Origin of the sequence: Paenibacillus sp. ACRRX (assembly GCF_022346885.1) — a bacterium.
Classification (GTDB): Bacteria; Bacillota; Bacilli; order Paenibacillales; family Paenibacillaceae; genus Paenibacillus_B.
The window spans coordinates 91,006-109,150 of record NZ_JAKRNK010000005.1 but is presented as its reverse complement, the minus strand read 5'-3'; the positions used below and the strand labels follow the sequence as shown (position 1 = coordinate 109,150).

17 protein-coding genes are annotated in these 18,145 nt (G+C 44.6%); 13 read left to right on the top strand and 4 right to left on the bottom strand.

The genetic code is table 11. The features are described 5' to 3' along the window. Positions 1 to 334: 334 nt before the first annotated feature. A complete protein-coding gene (locus MH117_RS16140; RefSeq protein ID WP_239330038.1) occupies positions 335 to 2,302 on the bottom strand; it encodes an ABC-F family ATP-binding cassette domain-containing protein in 1,968 nt (655 codons plus the stop codon). Positions 2,303 to 2,497: 195 nt separating this feature from the next. Here MH117_RS16140 and MH117_RS16135 point away from each other — a divergent pair, with 195 nt between their 5' ends. From MH117_RS16135 to MH117_RS16100, 8 genes are all read left to right on the top strand, one after another. Next, the gene (locus tag MH117_RS16135; protein WP_239330036.1) at positions 2,498 to 3,193 is read left to right on the top strand and encodes a 5-formyltetrahydrofolate cyclo-ligase; all 696 of its coding nucleotides are present in this window, start codon (positions 2,498 to 2,500) and stop codon (positions 3,191 to 3,193) included. Positions 3,194 to 3,222: 29 nt separating this feature from the next. Then, positions 3,223 to 3,699, top strand: coding sequence for a cyclic pyranopterin monophosphate synthase MoaC (gene moaC / locus MH117_RS16130; protein ID WP_239330034.1), 477 nt, complete (start codon positions 3,223 to 3,225; stop codon positions 3,697 to 3,699). 63 nt (positions 3,700 to 3,762) lie between these two features. Continuing rightward, positions 3,763 to 4,254 (top strand): MogA/MoaB family molybdenum cofactor biosynthesis protein, encoded by a 492-nt coding sequence (locus MH117_RS16125; protein ID WP_239330032.1) that lies wholly within the window; start codon positions 3,763 to 3,765, stop codon positions 4,252 to 4,254. Between the two features lie 139 nt (positions 4,255 to 4,393). Continuing rightward, positions 4,394 to 4,705: a twin-arginine translocase TatA/TatE family subunit gene (locus tag MH117_RS16120; RefSeq protein WP_239330030.1), complete on the top strand. Its 312-nt coding sequence runs from the start codon at positions 4,394 to 4,396 to the stop codon at positions 4,703 to 4,705. A gap of 92 nt (positions 4,706 to 4,797) precedes the next feature. Continuing rightward, complete coding sequence (gene tatC / locus MH117_RS16115; RefSeq protein ID WP_239330027.1) at positions 4,798 to 5,586, top strand: twin-arginine translocase subunit TatC; 789 nt, start codon at positions 4,798 to 4,800, stop codon at positions 5,584 to 5,586. Positions 5,587 to 5,932: 346 nt separating this feature from the next. Next, a complete protein-coding gene (gene groES, locus MH117_RS16110; RefSeq protein ID WP_028545827.1) occupies positions 5,933 to 6,214 on the top strand; it encodes a co-chaperone GroES in 282 nt (93 codons plus the stop codon). 114 nt (positions 6,215 to 6,328) lie between these two features. Then, positions 6,329 to 7,960, top strand: a complete 1,632-nt coding sequence (gene groL, locus MH117_RS16105) for a chaperonin GroEL (protein ID WP_239330025.1) — start codon at positions 6,329 to 6,331, stop codon at positions 7,958 to 7,960. Between the two features lie 661 nt (positions 7,961 to 8,621). Continuing rightward, positions 8,622 to 9,185, top strand: a complete 564-nt coding sequence (locus MH117_RS16100; protein ID WP_239330023.1) for a hypothetical protein — start codon at positions 8,622 to 8,624, stop codon at positions 9,183 to 9,185. Between the two features lie 212 nt (positions 9,186 to 9,397). Here the strand turns inward: MH117_RS16100 and MH117_RS16095 are convergent, their stop codons facing one another. After that, positions 9,398 to 10,144, bottom strand: coding sequence for a hypothetical protein (locus MH117_RS16095; protein ID WP_239330021.1), 747 nt, complete (start codon positions 10,142 to 10,144; stop codon positions 9,398 to 9,400). Between the two features lie 342 nt (positions 10,145 to 10,486). On the opposite strand from MH117_RS16095, the gene MH117_RS16090 reads away from it, so the two are divergent. Beyond that, positions 10,487 to 11,224 (top strand): restriction endonuclease, encoded by a 738-nt coding sequence (locus MH117_RS16090; protein WP_239330019.1) that lies wholly within the window; start codon positions 10,487 to 10,489, stop codon positions 11,222 to 11,224. 441 nt (positions 11,225 to 11,665) lie between these two features. On the opposite strand, the gene MH117_RS16085 is transcribed toward MH117_RS16090, so the two are convergent. Continuing rightward, positions 11,666 to 12,499 (bottom strand): peptidoglycan-binding domain-containing protein, encoded by an 834-nt coding sequence (locus tag MH117_RS16085; protein WP_239330017.1) that lies wholly within the window; start codon positions 12,497 to 12,499, stop codon positions 11,666 to 11,668. A 420-nt stretch (positions 12,500 to 12,919) separates the two neighbouring features. Continuing rightward, entirely contained in the window at positions 12,920 to 13,945 is a 1,026-nt protein-coding gene (locus MH117_RS16080; RefSeq protein WP_239330015.1) for an alpha/beta hydrolase, read from the bottom strand. Between the two features lie 422 nt (positions 13,946 to 14,367). On the opposite strand from MH117_RS16080, the gene MH117_RS16075 reads away from it, so the two are divergent. From MH117_RS16075 to MH117_RS16060, 4 genes are all read left to right on the top strand, one after another. Further along, the gene (locus MH117_RS16075; protein ID WP_239330013.1) at positions 14,368 to 15,864 is read left to right on the top strand and encodes a glycosyltransferase; all 1,497 of its coding nucleotides are present in this window, start codon (positions 14,368 to 14,370) and stop codon (positions 15,862 to 15,864) included. Between the two features lie 103 nt (positions 15,865 to 15,967). Then, positions 15,968 to 16,234 (top strand): acyl carrier protein, encoded by a 267-nt coding sequence (locus MH117_RS16070; RefSeq protein WP_239330011.1) that lies wholly within the window; start codon positions 15,968 to 15,970, stop codon positions 16,232 to 16,234. Beyond that, on the top strand, positions 16,227 to 17,435 hold the full coding sequence (locus tag MH117_RS16065) for a beta-ketoacyl-[acyl-carrier-protein] synthase family protein (RefSeq protein ID WP_239330008.1): 1,209 nt from the start codon (positions 16,227 to 16,229) through the stop codon (positions 17,433 to 17,435). The genes MH117_RS16070 and MH117_RS16065 overlap by 8 nt, the downstream gene beginning before the upstream one ends. Beyond that, entirely contained in the window at positions 17,432 to 18,139 is a 708-nt protein-coding gene (locus tag MH117_RS16060) for a beta-ketoacyl-[acyl-carrier-protein] synthase family protein (protein ID WP_239330007.1), read from the top strand. Before MH117_RS16065 ends, MH117_RS16060 begins: the two co-directional genes overlap by 4 nt. Positions 18,140 to 18,145 lie beyond the last annotated feature (6 nt).

Sequence of the window (18,145 nt, the reverse complement as noted above, 5' to 3'; positions counted from 1 at the left end):
TATCATGTGGAAAACGCTTACAACACTTATTTAATAGGTTTTTGGTTTTTTCGGAAAAGGGGGATATTGTTTTCAACTTTTAGTGTGGAAAATGTGGATAGTGTGCATAAGTCAGTGGATAAACTTGGATTAAGGGACGAAAGTCCTATGATAATAAGGTATTTTTAAAGTCGATAATGGGAAATTTCTGATTTTAATCTGTGGATAAATATAGTTGTGTAAGGATAACAAGATATATATGGAGGTGGGGAAGGAGAAAAGAGCCAACCAGCATTAGACTTAGCTGCATTTGCAGACCAAGCTGATTGCCAGAAGGCTCTTGTCAGTACCGTTCCTACTCCATATTGGCTTCCCATTCTGCATACGCAGCTTCCAGCTTTGCTTTCTGCTCATCAATCTGCTGCTGAATGGCTTGAACTCGAACATAATCGTTATAGACCTCAGGGTCCGTAAGCAGCGCCTCTTGCTCTTCAATAAAGGCTTCCCATTCTGCAATCTGAACTTCAATCTGTTCCAGGCGGCGCTGACGCGCACGTTCTTCACGTTTGGCTTGTTTCTCCTGCTCAAATTGCGAGGCTCCCCGAGCATCTGCTGCTTGATTAGAACCCGTATTTACGGATGTCGTTTTAGACGTTGCAGCGGCAGCAGAGACGGACTGCACAGTGCTCATCTCAAGGTCCTCTTCCAGTTCCTGCTTCTTCGCCGTATAATCATCATAATTGCCCAAGTAGGATGTCATTCCATCAGGGGCAAGTTCTACAATCCGCTCGGCCATTTTATTCAAGAAATAACGGTCATGGGATATAAAGAGCAATGTCCCTTCATATTCCATTAAGGCAGATTCTAATACTTCTTTACTGAACAGATCCAAGTGGTTGGTTGGCTCATCCAGTATGAGCATATTGGCATCTTGCAGCATAAGCTTGGCTAATGCAACACGTGCTTTCTCCCCGCCGCTTAGGGTACTGACCTTCTTTTGTACATCGTCGCCGCTAAAGAGGAAGCTGCCCAGTACAGTGCGAATACGAACCTCTTCCATATGAGGATACTCATTCCATAGCTCTTCCAGCACAGTATGATTAGGGTTAAGTGTTGTCTGTTCTTGATCGTAGTATCCAATCATGACATGGGTACCCCAGTTAATCGTACCGGATGTTAAGGAATGTTTCTCTATTAATGCTTTGAGCAAGGTTGACTTCCCAACCCCGTTTGGTCCAATAAGCGCCACCATTTCGCCACGATTTAGATCTAAGTTTGCTTGTTGGAACAATGGAGGGCTATTCTCATAGGAAAATGAGGCGTCGCGCACCCGCAGGACATCCTTGCCGCTTGATCTTGCGACCTCGAAGGAGAAACGCGCTCGTTTTAGCTCACCGATTGGTCTCTCAATTCGTTCCATCTTCTCTAGTGTCTTGCGTCGGCTTTGGGCTCGTTTGGTTGTTGAAGCCCGTACAAGGTTGCGGCGCACAAAGTCTTCAAGCTTTGCAATCTCGTCCTGCTGCTTCTCGTACAGCTTCATAACTTGTTCGTATTCAGCGGCCTTCAGCTCCATGTATTTGGTATAATTTCCGGAATACCGTTTAGCTTGATGCCGCTCGATCTCTACAATAGAGGTAACCATCGCATCCAAAAAGTACCGGTCATGGGATACGACAAGCACAGCGCCGGGATAGGAACGCAAATACTGCTCAAGCCACGTCAACGTATCAATATCCAAGTGGTTAGTGGGCTCATCAAGGAGCAGTAGATCGGGCTGTTGCAGCAGCATTTTGGCTAGTGCCAGACGTGTCTTCTGCCCTCCGCTTAACGTGTGAATTGCCGTGTCGGGATCTGTTCCGCCGAATCCCATACCATGCAAAATACCGCGCACCTTTGCTTCCATTGCGTACCCGCCCTGTTCGCGGAACCAGTCGGAACGCACGGAGTATCGGTGCAGCGCATCTTCGTAACGAACCGTATCTTCCGCCAACGCTGGGTCTGCTATTTGCTGCTCAAGATCGCGCAATTCCTGTTCAGCGTCGGTCAAATGGGAGAAAACAAGCATCATTTCATCCCAAATTGACCGATCAGATTGCAGACCGCTGTTTTGAGCTAAGTACCCCATTTTTGTTTCTTTGGCGCGGTAGATGGTGCCAGCGTCAGCTGTGAGTTCGCCGGCGATAATTTGTAGTAGGGTCGATTTGCCGGCACCGTTCACGCCTACAAGACCGATCCGCTCTTTGTCGTTCATATGAAACGTTATATTGGTTAAGACGGGAGTTATCCCGTAATTTTTATTTATGCCGTTTACCTGCAGCAGCATTCAGATCTCCTCCATGTTGAACAAACTATCCCTAGTTTACATGAAAATAGGAGGAAGTGCGACGTTATCAGCGTGATTATGACCGGAATGGTAGCAGGAAGGCGGTAACGATGGTACACTAAAAGTTGAAAATGATGAAAATGTATGAAAAGTACTGAACGACTTGAGCCTATTGCAAGGAAATGGGGGACGTTCATGGAATATAATCAACAGCATTGGGATTACGCTGACAAACAGCACCTTAGAACGCTGCTGAAGCAGCGGCGTCAGGAAGTATCAACAATTAATCGGGAATTGGCTAGTTCACAAGCATGCAGCCTGGCAATTCCAGTCATAGATCATATACGCAGGCAGCTTGATCATGAACTTACTGTACTGGCCTATATGCCATTTGCAAGCGAGTTGGATACTCGATTGCTTTTAACAGACCTAAGAAACAAAGGGGATCAGGTATATATTCCACTCACACATCGAGAAAATACTAGCATGTCTTGGCATCAATGGAATGACAGCACTACGATGAAGCCAGGGGCGTTTGGTATCTTGGAACCTTCTAATGATGCGCCACTGCAAGAAGAATCATGGGGTAAGATTGATATGATTTTGGTTCCTGGGGTTGCATTTGATCGTCAAGGCGGTAGACTAGGCATGGGTGCAGGGTATTATGACCGCTTCTGGTCACGGCTATTCGAAGTCTTGTCGTTTGAAGCTAGATCCGCTGTTGAGTTGGGTGATGGCGGCATGAAGAAGGTGTGCAACAGGCCTGTGCGGATCAGCTTACTTTATAGCTGGCAGCTCCTTGAGGCGGTACCGATGGAATCGCATGACATGAGCGTAGACGTGCTCGTACACGAGGACGAGATTATATATACGACAGCGCACAGGGATTAACAAGGGAAGGGAACAGGAGGAGCTTGATGATGGCTGATCCACTATCACATTTTAATGAAGAAGGCCGTGCACGCATGGTGGACGTGTCTGACAAAGAAGTGTCAAAGCGGACTGCGGTTGCATGTTCATCAGTGGCGATGCATTCAGATACGCTGCAGCGTATTAAGCAGGGACAAGTCCAAAAAGGAGACGTCCTGGCCGTTGCTCAAGTTGCGGGTATTATGGCAGCGAAGAATACAGCACAATGGATTCCGATGTGTCATCCCTTGATGCTGACAGGTATTAATATTTCATTTCGCGACAACGATGATGATACACTATTTATTGAGGCTACAGTGAAGACGACAGGCAAGACTGGCGTGGAAATGGAAGCCCTTACGGCAGCCTCAGCAGCGGCGCTAACCATATATGACATGTGCAAGGCGATGCAGAAAGATATGATCATAGGTCCTACGTATCTAGTGCTGAAAAGTGGCGGACAGCATGGAGACTATACAATCGGCTAGATGATGAGTGGAATCTATTCATTAGATATTATAAATGGTCAATGATTGAAGGGAGGAAGAGACATGAGTTGGAAAGTGGCGATACTAACAGCGAGCGACAAGGGCTCGCGTGGAGAACGAGAGGACACGAGTGCCCAAGTGATTCGTGAGCTAGTAGAAGAAGAGATTGGTGGTCTGATCGTTGAATACCGGATCGTTCCCGATGAGTTGAACGACATTACAGCTTCGCTAATCGAGATGGCTGATTATTTTCAAGCAGATCTCATCTTGACGACAGGTGGGACAGGCCTTGCACCACGAGACGTGACGCCGGAAGCTACGCTTAAGGTTGTAGATCGTATCGTCCCTGGGATAGCAGAAGCGATGAGAGCGGCGTCGATGCTAAAGACAAGACGTGCGATGCTTTCACGAGGTGTATGCGGGATTCGGAACCGGACACTAATTATTAACTTGCCGGGAAGTCCAAAAGGCGTACACGACAATTTGATGGCAGTCATTGATCAGTTGCCGCATGCACTTGAAGTAGCAAGTGGAAGGTATCATGATCACGAATAGATAGGTTGGTTTTTCAATTTTTTTCAAATTATATTCATAAAGTTGTGACACTTCCTGGTATTTTATGAGGGAGTGTTATGATATGATCTATATCACAGTCCATAGGTGTATGGCGTGAATCGAAAGGAGCAGATTCAACATGAGTGGTATTGGAGTACCGGGAATTATATTACTTCTGATCTTGGCTCTCTTGTTATTCGGGCCGAACAAGCTGCCGGAGCTTGGCCGTGCGTTCGGGCGCACATTGCGTGAATTTAAGGCAGGCGCGCGTGATATTATGGGCGATGGAGATGAGACGAATTCGTCCAACAACCGCAAGGATATTACTCCTGCCGCTTCTACGCCTGTCCAAGCACCAACGCCACAAGTATCCCAAGCCGCAGCACCACAGCCTGCGCCAACTACTGAGGTTGTACCTCCAGTTGAACCGTCTCGCCGTTTACCGGAATAGCCTGCTTCTCATGCCATCTATAGTGTCGCGCGCCGACCGAAGATGCGGGGGCACTAGCGAACATATTTTGCAAGGAACAGGTTGGTGTAAGCATGTCGCAGTCGGATGAACAAATGTCGATCATAGAGCATATTACCGAGTTGCGTAAGCGAATTATATATGTATTAATTGTGCTTGTTGTAGGTTTGGTTGGCGGTTTCTTTGCGGCTGATCCGATCTACAAGTATTTGATTTCAAGACCCCCAGCGAATGGATTTGCTTTTCATAGCTTTTCCCTATGGGATGGGGTTGGCATCTATATGAAGATAGCTGTTATTATCGCAATTGCGGTGACCCTGCCATGCACCCTTTATCAAGTATGGGCGTTTGTCAGTCCTGGGTTAAAGCCTGTGGAGCGCAGAGCGACAGTGAAGTATATTCCGTATGTGTTTATCTTATTTCTGTGCGGGCTATCATTTGCTTATTTTGTTGTGTTTCCGATGGCATTTGAGTTTACTTCAAGTATTAATCAGTACTTAAATTTAAAAGAGACATATGGAATTACACAGTATTTAAGCTTCATGTTTAATATATTGCTGCCAATGGCGCTGTTGTTTGAACTTCCGCTTGTCATTATGTTCTTGACAGCCATTCGGCTGCTGAATCCGATTCGCCTGCGGAAGATGCGTCGGTTTGCGTATTTTATTCTGGTGTTTCTAGGTATTACATTGTCACCGCCTGATTTTATCTCAGACTTTCTGGTCTCGGTTCCACTGCTTATACTATATGAATTCAGTGTGTTCCTGTCTGCCTTTATATATCGCAAGCAGTTGGCGCGGCAGCAAGAGTGGGAGCAGCAGTTCGAGGAAGAGCAGACAGCGGATGCTTCCTCTGTATCCTAACATCAAGCAAATCACAGTTTCATAGCTTATTCGCCTGGAGATGCAGTTCCGGCTCATGCATAAATGTATATATGTATGAGCGGAAACTGCATTTTTTGTTGAAATGGATAGGAGTGCGGTGAGGGCTTGTCGAAAGAATGCTGTCGTAAAGTAATTAGCCCGAATCTGAAGTTTTTACGTTAAAACCACTTGCAAATCGATACCAAAATCAGTATCATATAAATTGTTATTAGCACTAACCACATTCGAGTGCTAATAATCGGGTAATCCGTTTTTTAGGAGCTACATAGCTTTAGCTGTGAGTTCCATACCATAATCACTCTTGTTTAAAGGAGGCTATTTTTTCATGATCAAACCTTTAGGAGAACGCGTATTAATCGAGACCATTGCTAAGGAGGAAACGACTGCTTTCGGTATCGTATTGCCTGACACAGCAAAGGAAAAGCCACAAGAAGGTAAAGTAATCGCTGTAGGTAATGGCGTATGGAAAGACGGCCAACGTATTCCGCTCGACATTAAAGAAGGTGACCGCGTAATCTTCTCGAAATACGCTGGTACAGAAATCAAGTTTGAAGGCAAAGAATATTTGATTATGAAAGAAAGCGACATTCACGCGATCGTTGGTTAATCGCCTGATACAGCTTGCGCTATAGCTACTAATTGTAGATGCCGCCTGTGTGCGGATTTGAACGTTGAATAGATGAATTAATAATGTGAATGGATTAGAGGAGGGTATTTCATAATGGCAAAAGAAATTTTGTTCTCTGAAGAAGCTCGTCGCTCCATGCTCCGCGGTGTGGACGCTCTTGCAAATGCAGTTAAGGTAACACTCGGTCCTAAAGGCCGCAACGTGGTATTGGAGAAGAAATTTGGTTCCCCATTGATCACAAACGACGGTGTAACAATCGCTAAAGAAATCGAACTCGAAGATGCATTCGAGAACATGGGCGCACAGCTCGTGAAAGAAGTAGCTACAAAGACTAACGATGTTGCCGGTGACGGTACAACTACAGCAACAGTTCTTGCACAAGCGATGATCCGCGAAGGCTTGAAAAACGTTACTGCAGGCGCAAACCCTATGGTTGTGCGCAAAGGGATCGACAAAGCGGTTCGTGCAGCTGTAACAGAGCTGCAATCGATTGCTAAGCCAATCGAAGATTCCCAAGCGATTGCTCAAGTTGCTTCCATCTCTGCTGCTGATGAAGAAGTTGGCGCATTGATCGCAGAAGCAATGGAGAAAGTCGGCAAAGACGGCGTAATCACAGTTGAAGAGTCCAAAGGCTTCAACACAGAGCTTGAAGTGGTTGAAGGTATGCAATTTGACCGTGGATATGTATCTCCATACATGATCACAGACACAGACAAGATGGAAGCCGTTCTCGACAACGCTTATATCTTGATTACAGATAAAAAAGTATCGAACATCCAAGAAATTCTTCCTGTGCTGGAGAAAGTCGTTCAACAAGGCAAGCAGCTCTTGATCATCGCAGAAGATGTTGAAGGTGAAGCACAAGCAACGTTGATCGTGAACAAACTGCGCGGTACTTTCACTTGCGTAGCTGTTAAAGCTCCAGGCTTCGGCGATCGCCGCAAAGCAATGCTGCAAGATATTGCTGCATTGACTGGTGGTCAAGTAATCACAGAAGAACTCGGTCTTGAGTTGAAATCGACTACGATCGATCAATTGGGTACAGCTCGTCAAATCCGTGTTACCAAAGAAAACACGATTATCGTTGATGGCGCTGGCGCTAAAGATGATATCAATGCTCGTATCAAACAAATCCGTACGCAGCTCGAAGAAACAACTTCCGAGTTCGACAAAGAGAAGCTGCAAGAGCGTCTTGCTAAATTGGCAGGCGGCGTAGCAGTAATCAAAGTTGGTGCGGCTACTGAGACAGAATTGAAAGAGCGCAAGCTGCGCATTGAAGATGCTTTGAACGCAACTCGTGCAGCAGTTGAAGAAGGTATCGTTGCAGGTGGCGGTACAGCTCTTATTAACGTATATGGTGCAGTGTCTGCTGTAGCTGCAGCAACTACTGACGAGCAAACGGGCATTAACATCGTGTTGAAGGCTCTTGAATCGCCGATCCGCACGATTGCTGACAATGCAGGTCAAGAAGGCTCTGTAATCGTTGAGCGCTTGAAAAAAGAAGCAGTTGGTATTGGTTACAACGCAGCTACTGGCGAGTGGGTTAACATGATCGAAGCAGGTATCGTTGACCCTGCTAAAGTTACTCGTTCCGCATTGCAAAATGCAGCTTCCGTAGCAGCTATGTTCTTGACAACTGAAGCGGTTATCGCTGATAAACCAGAAAAGAATGCACCAGCTATGCCTGACATGGGCGGCATGGGTGGAATGGGCGGTATGATGTAATAGGGACTTAGCGTCCTGAATGCATCAAGGATTATATAATCCTGTCCGTCTTGCAATAACTTAAAAGGCTTCTCATTCGTTCCAAGAACGAATGAGAAGCCTTTTTTTGTTGGTTGATGCCTCCTGCTGGTTTGTCTTATTTAATAGATACGATTCAAGAGAAAGCAATTAAAGAGAAGATCAGAAATAGACGTGTTATATCTGCTGCAATTAAACAAAATGCCTCGACTTGTACCAACAAATTACTGGAGGAAGTCAACCTAGTGGATCGACTGAATAGCATCGAGCAAAACATTGAGCTTTCACTACAAACAAAAAAAGCCTCCTGTTACAGGAATTTTATTATTTAACTAGCAACATTCTAGGTGACCTTTTCGTTTTACAATTAGCAATTATAAAGGAGATAGTGGGATTAACACAGATTACGTTTACTGTAATGATTCTATAAAGGTTCCTGCTACCCTCATGTGTAACAATGGTCTGGTCCGCTTGTTTCTAATATTAGAAACAATTCCAAAAATTATGGTGCTATGTAAAAGGGATTAAATTAAAAGATGTACCACGCATCATTAATTTAATGTAAAAGATAATCAAGTGATAATGCACTATGTATAATTACGTAATTTATATAGTTTACTAATATGTTAAGGAGGATAAAACTTTGCGTGTTCTTATAGTCGCCATTTTCTGTTTATGTCTTATTTTAACTGGCTGTGTTGATAAGAAAGAAGAGGGTCAAGTCGCAATTGAAAAAGGTTCGATTATGGACGAGGATGGTAATCATGTAAAAACATCGGATAGGAGAGAGCATGCAAGTGAACAAATAGGGGAAAATGAACAGGTACTCAAAGGAGTGAATGGTGATGAGCTGGGGCCATTTCAAACAGGTTTATCCTTAGATGAAATGAAATATGATGAGAAATACCGGAATATTGTTACTTTATTTATAAAAAATCTGGCGGCGTGGGCTGCTAAAGATGAAAAGGCATTCCGCGAATGCTTTGTTTCAAAAGATTGGGCTGATAATCATATGTTTCTGCTTGAAGATTCAGCACAATATGAGTTTGTGGGCGCACCCTATATCATCGACCAATCATCTGAGAACGGCAGAATTAATATTGTTTTCAATTACAGAACAGGTGAACAAGTAGATGAAGTAAAAGGACACACCACCACGTTTATAAGAGACAAAGATGGCGTTTGGAAAATTACGCTGATTGACTAGAAACAAAGCATCATTGAGGGACATATGTGAGACGAGTCCATCGACGGGGTTGAAGGCGTGTGCGATAGGACGGTGGATCATCGGTTTGATGCTGGCGTCGCATCTGTTTCAAATTCGTTGAAGCTGCACGGATTATTCGTTCTAAGGTTGGTGTTTTTTAATAATAGAGGCCGAGCTACATCTGCTCGGCCTCTATTATGTTTAACCGAGATTTATGAATAATTTTGATCGATGTGGTATTCAATGTTTATTGGTCTCAATACACTATCTACTGGAATGTACTTGATCTCCGTAACACGGCCTTGATAAACATTACCAATGTATTCGTCGTATGCATCATATTGGACAACTGTAGTATCGTATCTGTCGTAGTTGATAGCGCCATAATAGTTACGCGTTGTGTAAGGGGAGCTTTCTGGAGGTCCTGAATAGGTTTCTGTTGTTCCATAGGTTTTTTTCACTGTACCTGATACCGAACCGGTCAAGCTTGACTTCACCAGGTTCAAAACATTTACATTGTACGTCCCACTTATGGATATAGTGCCACTCACTTCTAACGTATCTGATCTTTGATATGTTTTGCCTTTTGCGACGCTTGCGAGCAGTTTTTGATTATGGATAGGTCCTACTGAATATCCGACTATTTGTGCTCTTCCCATAACATACGATGATCCTACGTATACTCTTCGATCACCGCCGAGAGTCGAGAACTCACTATTTGATTGCTGCAGCAGAGGGTCTACAAACTCTACTCGCGCACTCATATCAATTGGTAATTCGTACCGAGTTATTGCAGATGCATGGCCTCCTGAAGCAAGTGCATCATGTGGTATCGTTTGGGAATCAAGTGATACTACGTAGTCCGGGGTTGTCTCAACAACATTGGTCTGGGCTGCGGCTCCTGTTGCTAACGAACCGAGCATACATGCACACAACAACAATACTGCGATCTTCTTCAATTTTTCAATCCTCCTATAATTACATAATATGTTACATGTATATGTATTTGACACGGTATACCGAACCCCTTTTGTGATGTGTAAAATTTAGGGGGAACTTTATGATTGTATTACTGAAGAAACTATGTCGAAAAGCTGATAAAAAATTAGGTGAGACTTGACGAGCACATGACAAAAATCTCCTTAGTGGAAATTTCGAATTAGGGGAGAACCGACACAAGGTTACTAAACACAGTGCATTAACTGCGGCGTTTTTCATCGCCTTTTTACATGCCCATTTACAGGAAAAACCCTCCTTATGTCGAAATTGCTATAAGATAGTCATCATGGGAGGTTATTGTATTGGCAAGAAAAAAGAGTAAAGCTAAACAACAAGAGGAATTGATTCATGGGATATTAGGACTCGCAATACTTACTGCACTTTTTGGAACCTTTAATGCTACTCATTCCTGGACAGCAGCAATCATTGCATGTGGAGTTGTACTTGCTGTGTTCGTGACGGTGACCGTTCTAATTCAAACGAAGAAATCCGAACGCTTAAAGAGGTCTGGTATAGCAGAGATCGATAAAATGGACGGTGTTCAATTTGAAAAGTACCTCGGGCATCTGTTTACTGCACATGGCTACAAAACCCAAGTTACAAATGCATCAGGTGATTATGGTGCCGATCTGATCATTACAAAGGGTAATAAAAAGATTGTCGTACAGGCAAAAAGATATAGCAAGAATGTTGGTTTAAAAGCTGTTCAAGAAGCCAAAGCATCAATCGCGTATTATTCAGCAAATGAAGCTTGGGTCATAACGAATAGTGACTACACAGTAGCAGCCTATGATTTAGCTAAATCAAACCATGTTCGTTTAATAAATCGTGCAGAATTAATTGAAATGATCTTAGCAGTTAATACAACAGCAGCTACGACCGCGAAGGCTGTGATTGCAAGCAATCCAACAAAAGAGATTGTTTGTCCAAAATGTAACGCTAATTTGGTGCTTCGTAAGGGTTCGAAGGGACGATTTTATGGCTGCAGTAATTATCCAAAATGTCGCTATACGCAACACGTCGATCCAAGTTCAACTTAGTGAGATATTCATAGCGTGCGTTTGATGACATATGTATTCCCTGAAAAATTTAGAATCGCCGTGTTTGATATGGATTTGAAGAACAGGAATAGATCCTGGGGGAAAATTGCTAGCTAAGTATAGTTATAATGAGTAATTAGAAGAGGGCAAGAACATCGTCTAACTTCGTATTATCGCCAGTAGTTCTTCTGTTCTTGGAGTATAATACCACGGAAACAATAAATGACCCAGCCTAGGATAAGAGCTGCCCGAGGCTGGGTCGCGACGTGTATATGATTATGTGTGACTGGACCTAAGTGAGGTATAAAGATGCATATCAATCCAGCTTTAATGATAAGTAGGAAGTCTCTTAGGTTAAATTAACAACTGCTGCGATCTGGTTAATTGTCAATCTTTCATGTAGAAATCTCATTGATAGTAGGCGTCTTTCATTGGGGAAGATTAGAAGTCGAGATGGAAATGATCAGCATGGGTGGAGTCTTGGATGAGTTTTGAGCTTGTTAAACCATAGGTATTACTAAAGCGGATCTTGGTTACGCTTGAGTTTGCAATCGCAATTTCTAAAAATTTCTTTTCTTGCGCTGGCGTCATGGCAGTAGTTCCGAACTTGTTGCGAATGTCGAGATTTTTGCCGTTTCTGTGGCCCGCATGCTCTGGAGTATCGTCGCCATCGATGAGGCTGCCATCATTAATTTCGAGCTTTTTGCTGTAAGTGGAGTAAAAGCTGGAGGCGACTTGATCCAATGCGGTCTTTGTTGCAGGTGTTACCCAGCTATGATCGAGCTTGTAGCTCGCATCAGCAGCAATCCCAGCCGTTGTATCATTGTAATTAATATAGTGGGATGTATCTTTGAGGCGGACATACCCAACAGGTGAAGAACCGATGGCAGCATGCAGCGCGTTGCGGCTTCCAGCCCCATAAATACCATCCGAAGTCAGGCCTTTGACCGTCTGAAAAACTTTGAGATTATCTTTGGTTGCTTGGTCAAAATTTCCATTTGTACTGGTAATTTTGGCAACTCCTGCGAAGTAACTTTCGTTGCTGCCATATGCTCTCCAGTCTTTTAGATTCTGTTTGAGTACAGCGACCTGAGCATGCGTTTGTCCTAGCGCATATGTGCTTTGGAAGCTTGTACCGTACTTCGTATTAGATGCAGCAGTGCCAACAGCAGCGACATTGTTATGACCAGCAGCTGCAAAAGCACTTGAAACGACGGATAACATGAGGACACTTGAGACGGCCAATGCTACAGACAGACGAGATTTCTTGTTCAACGATTATTCCCTCCAATGGTATAGAAATGTAATCATACTATGCATATAGTAGATTCACCTCGAATGGTATCATAAATCAAATCGCATACACATAGGATAGAATGACAGATACTGTCGAAGTTGTTAAAGAAATCGTATAGTAGCTATATCTATCGATAACATGTCAAGTGAGAGATAACTACTAGACTGACGCCAGCGAGAGAGCTAGGAAGTATGGTAGGATGTTTAGATGATTAGAGATGTAAGGTGGTGCTGGATGATGACGGTAAAAGGTGTAGCGGAGGATTTAAGCATACGGTTCCAGCAGAAATAAACCCCACCTCGTAATATACACGAAGATGGGGTTTCGTTTTGATTTCATGAATGTGGATATGGCATAACTATGAATAAATTAAACATCGACACTTCGTTCTAATCCATTCATTTTGCTTGTGCCACGTGCTTTTGCAAGAAAGCTAATGTTGCTTGCAGCGCTTGCTGCCCGGGTGGCGTATCCAGCTTAAATTGGAATTCGTGCCCTGTCTCATACACATCCTTTGCGAAGAAAAGGGTGTCAACCTCTACTTGCTGCGCTACCAATTTGGCAGCAAGCTCTTTGCCTTGGTCCTCAAATGAGCCTTTATTTCCATCGGTAATAAACGCTGGTGGAAACTGCTCATTCACATGATGAACAACCGAAACCAAGTTGGCTTCTTCTGTTTCCTGCCAATTTTTAGTTCCTAAATAACTCCATGCAATCTGATTAAGTGCAAAACGGATCACTGCTGATTGGTTAGGCTTGTTAAACTTCTCAATATTGTAAGGTCCGCAATACAATAACACCCCTTTGAGCGAGTTTTTGGGAACAACCTGTTCCAATCCCATCTTGTTTGCCAATTCGGAATTCGTTTGGATGGTAACGTAGCTGCTTACAATTTGGGCCCCAGCTGAATCACCAGCAAAAAATAACTGATGCACATCGATTGGATACTTTGTGTGTATAGCCTCTATATGCCGATAAAATTCATCCAGCTGCACGACTGGTGCTGGATAGGTCGCCTCAGGAGCAAGCTCATAATTCATATTCAGCACGATGTAGCCCTGGCTGGCTAACACAGTGGAGTAAATATCAATCTGATCTTTGTCTCCACCGACAAAGGCTCCACCATGTACCCAAATAATAGTAGGGAGTGGTTTCGGCTTCGATTCAGCAGCTTTAGGCATATAAATATTGAACGTATTGTTTTTATACTGTGAAGGATAGGTTAGGTCCTTATGAACGGCCACTTTACTGCTGTATTGATCATAGCCTGGGGGCGTCGTAGCAATCGGTTCCTTAAATAAATGTCTGACATACAGAGCTGTCAGTGAAGGTGTCACATTAACGACGATAACGGGAAGCAGCAGCAGTACGATAAGGAATACTACTGAGCCCATGATAAACCTTTTTGACTTTTTGCTAATCATGATGAGGTTCTCCTTAGTCTAGTGTATGTATATGTATAGTAAAACATATTTTATAATCGTTTTCGAATGGGACGAATACCATTGATATAGCTATATTTAGTTATGTTAACGATAACCATTACTCATATATTTTGTATCCATAAACAGCGCTTTAAACTGCGCAGCCCCCAAATCGCTCTTCACACAGGATCAACATTTCTATTCCAAGCACCGCTCTATTGACCGAGGTTCAAAACTGCTGCTCCTACATAACCAGCATTATCAAAAAGTGCAAGGGTTAAATTTTTTCACCCTCCCGAGATGAAAGGAGCAGTGTTATCCTGATTTTAGGAAATGAAATGTCATGATCTTACAATATGATACACGCCCGGGCATTCTTCCAGGCTCGTTTCCTGCCATTTATTCGGGGTAGGGGGGATTTTGTGAAAATATCTTTTGTTATTCCTTCGTATAACTCGGCTCCTCACTTGGTTCAAGGCTTGACCTTTTTAGCTTCACAGCAGCTTGATCAAGAGCTTGAAATGGAAGTAATCGTCGTGGATGACGGCTCATCGGATGGAACAAAGGAAGCGGTGGAATCGTTTCGTGATCAGTTTCAGACTTTTCTTTATGTGTTCCGTCCAAGGGATGAACTGTCGAATCGCGCCAGAGCAAGAAATAAAGGACTTGAACAAGCTAGTGGAGATCTCATTTGCTTTTTAGATGCGGGTATTGTTGTGCCGTCTACTTTTGCAAAAGGGATTGCTGCTCGGTACGCTACCCAGACACCTGCTGTTTCCCGTGTGGTTCTGCTGCACGTGATCTATGGTGTTCCTTTGGATACAGATCGCAATGGTTTAAGCGCGATTGAAAATTTAAATCCCTATAACTTTCAGCAATGGGTGGAACACAATAAAGACGCCTCCATCTGGCAAGATTTTCGGGAGCCTACGTTTAATATGCTGCGGGATCGGCTTGATGGCTTGCCAGCCCCGTGGGAGTTCGGGCTAGCAGGTGCAATCACTGTACCTGCATCGTTAGCGAGACAAGTAAATGGATTTGACGACACGTTTATGGGCTGGGGAACAGAGGATATCGAATTTGCGTATCGGCTGTATCTTGCCGGCGCATCGTTCCGTGGTGAGAGACAAGCTTATGCGCTTCATCTGCCTCATCCGACTTCGCTAACCGAACAAAAAATGTTGTCCGATCGAAATAACCGCATTCGGATGCACCGCAAGCACTACTGCATGGAAACAGAGCTGTTTGTCTATTATCAGGGACTGCTTATTGGGCCTGTACTCGAAAAGATGCATCAGCTAGACCTCACACACATATGGCCTGCCAATAAAGTTTCACCACTAACCCTCAAAGAGATTAGAGACAACCATGTAAGTGGTACAAGCAAGTCCTTATTACTTGGTATTGAGCTGCCAGCCATCGCGAAGGAGCTTAATACGACTCATGTATTTACCCATCGCAAGAAGGGCTATGAGCAGTTCATGAAGGAGTTGGGCGATCGAGAAACATTCAATTTGATTGGATGTGATACGCCTTTTACGGATCAATATTTTGATGTTGTTATTATGTCGGATTACATTCGCGTGTTTCACCCTTATATGCAGCGTATATTGCTGCAGGAATTACATCGCATTACTCGGCAGTTGGTATGGGTTCATGGGGATGATCATATGCCAGCATGGGCGAGCGAGACGCTGGCAGAGCAAAATAAGATAGACGTTCCATCCGTGCTAGCACGTTTTCAGCCGGATATTTACATCGTCTCTTCAGGTTTGAGAAAAGGGCATTTGAAGGAGCGCAATTATTGGTCATCAGCTCAGGACATTACGCAGTTATGCAGTGAATTGAACATTCCTATTCATTTGGTAGACATTAGGCCTGAGAAGAAGGTTATTGGGGAATCGATAGAGGTTCATTGAAAGTGAACGGATAACGAGGATCACGGTAAATGAATTGAAGTGGATTGACATGGCGACGATCGAGTGTGGAATGTCAGCAATCTTACATTAGGGGGATATGTGGATGATAGCAAAGGTGGATGGATTAAAGAACTTTATTGCGGGAATTTGCCAAGAGAAAATGAATATCGCCATTCCGGAAGTGATTGATACAGAGGGTGCTGTGGAGACGGTATTTCAATTGGATTCGATCTCGATGTTTGAGTTAATCGTCAATCTGGAGGATAAATACGATACAAAAGTGCCTGACGATGATATCGAGCGGATCGGCCGAATGAACTTGCATGAGTTGTGTGCTTATTTTGAAGAACGGACAGTAGCTCATGGATAAATCCGTAGTCATTACGGGCTTAGGTGTTATTACACCGTTTGGCAAAGGGATAGAGGCGATACGCAGTCACACGTTTGCAGGACGGCACGGCTTCACTGACATCGAAAGCTTCTCAACTGCATTGAATCATGCAAAGAGAGGTGGCGAATTAAAAGTTAAGGATCGCACATTCCGTGCCTTCAGCAGGTATTGCATTGACGAAGCATTGGCAATGGCAGGGCTGGATCGGATGAAGGATCGAGAGCTGCTGAAAGATGCTGTGGTGGCGATCGGTAATGTGGGGGAAGGTGTCAGTCTAGAGTCTTATTATAGCGCTCAATACGGCAGAAAGACGAGCGGCAATTCGGGACTGCAAGCTGCCGTAGATGATTCGTTCATTCGTCAACGTGATCCTTTCCGCGCTGCAGAAGAGGCGGCAGCGTACATTGGTTCCACGAATGTCCACATCGCATTTTCCAATGCCTGCGTAGCATCGGCAAATGCGATTGGCTACGGTTATGATCAGATCCGCAAAGGCAGAGCATCGTGTGCCTTGGTTGGCGGGATTCATATTTTGAATCCGTTTGTGTTTAACAACTTTGATTCCAATCGTGCGATGGCGAGTGGAGTCGTGCGTCCTTTCTCGCTTGAGCGCGATGGCTTATTAATTAGCGACGGGGCAGCTATGCTCCTGCTGGAGACACGCGAACACGCACGGCAAAGGCAGGCCAAGCCGCTTGCTGAACTATTAGGCTGGGGTATAAGCGCGGATGGATTCCACGTAACTCAGCCGCACCCAGAAGGAAACGGTCTGGCCAGAGCGATGCAGGCTGCTCTGCGCAGCGCCAATTTATCCCCTGCGGACATCGATTATATCAATGCACATGGGACAGGTACGCCGCTGAACGACCGCAGTGAGACAAAAGCCGTGAAGCAGGTGTTTGGCAAGGAAGCCTATCAGATTCCTGTTAGTTCCACCAAATCAACGACAGGACACATGCTGGAAGCAACAGGAGCTGTAGAAGCTGTCATCGGCATATTGGCGCTTATGGATCAGCGGATTCCGCCGACAGCCAACTATGGCACGCCAGACCCCACGCTAGATCTGGACTACGTGACAGAGGGTGTCAGAGCAGCGCCGCTTCAAATTGTGATGTCCAATTCTAGTGCATTTGGCGGGAACAACTGCTCCTTGATTTTGGGGAGGGGGAAGGATGAATGACTAAGGCAAAACGAACCTCATTTTTGAACGACGAACAGCTAAAAGAGTTCAATGCTCGCTATTGTATTACAGGCCTGCATCAACAGACGGGGGTGCTGGATACAGGCGCATTAAGAGGATTTATTCGTTCACCGTTCAGCCCGCTTATTTATACAAGTGCAACACAAGTCTCAACCCAATCTGGCTTTGCCGGACCAGAGATCTCAGGCACTCGTAAAGGGATCATTCTAGGCAGTATGTTTATCGATGCGATGACAGAGGAAGAGCAATGGCAGGATTTGCTGGCAGGCAAAAAGGTCAGCCCCATCATGTTTCCGCAGATCGTTCCTAGCTCGATTCTTGGTTTTGTTAATAAAGAATTGTCCGTATATGGTCCCATGACCTGCATAAGTCCCAGCCCACAGGCAGATGGAGTAGGGATTATACTGCGGCAGGCTGCGGACTGGCTGGAGGATGGCCTTGCGGATATCGTGCTTATCTTGTTATGCGATGTACCTTCACTGCGAGCGAAACAGTGGGCACGCGAAGCAGCACACCCTGATAATCCTACCCGAGAGTTGGCAGGGGGTATCGTCAGCTGGGTGATGGAATCTGAGGAGCACGCTGCTGGTCGGGGAGCAGCGAACGTATGCACGGTGCAGGAGTTTTACGATCAGCTTCAGCCTGAGCGCGGGGTTGGAATGGCCCGACAGTTCTGGACATAAAGGGGA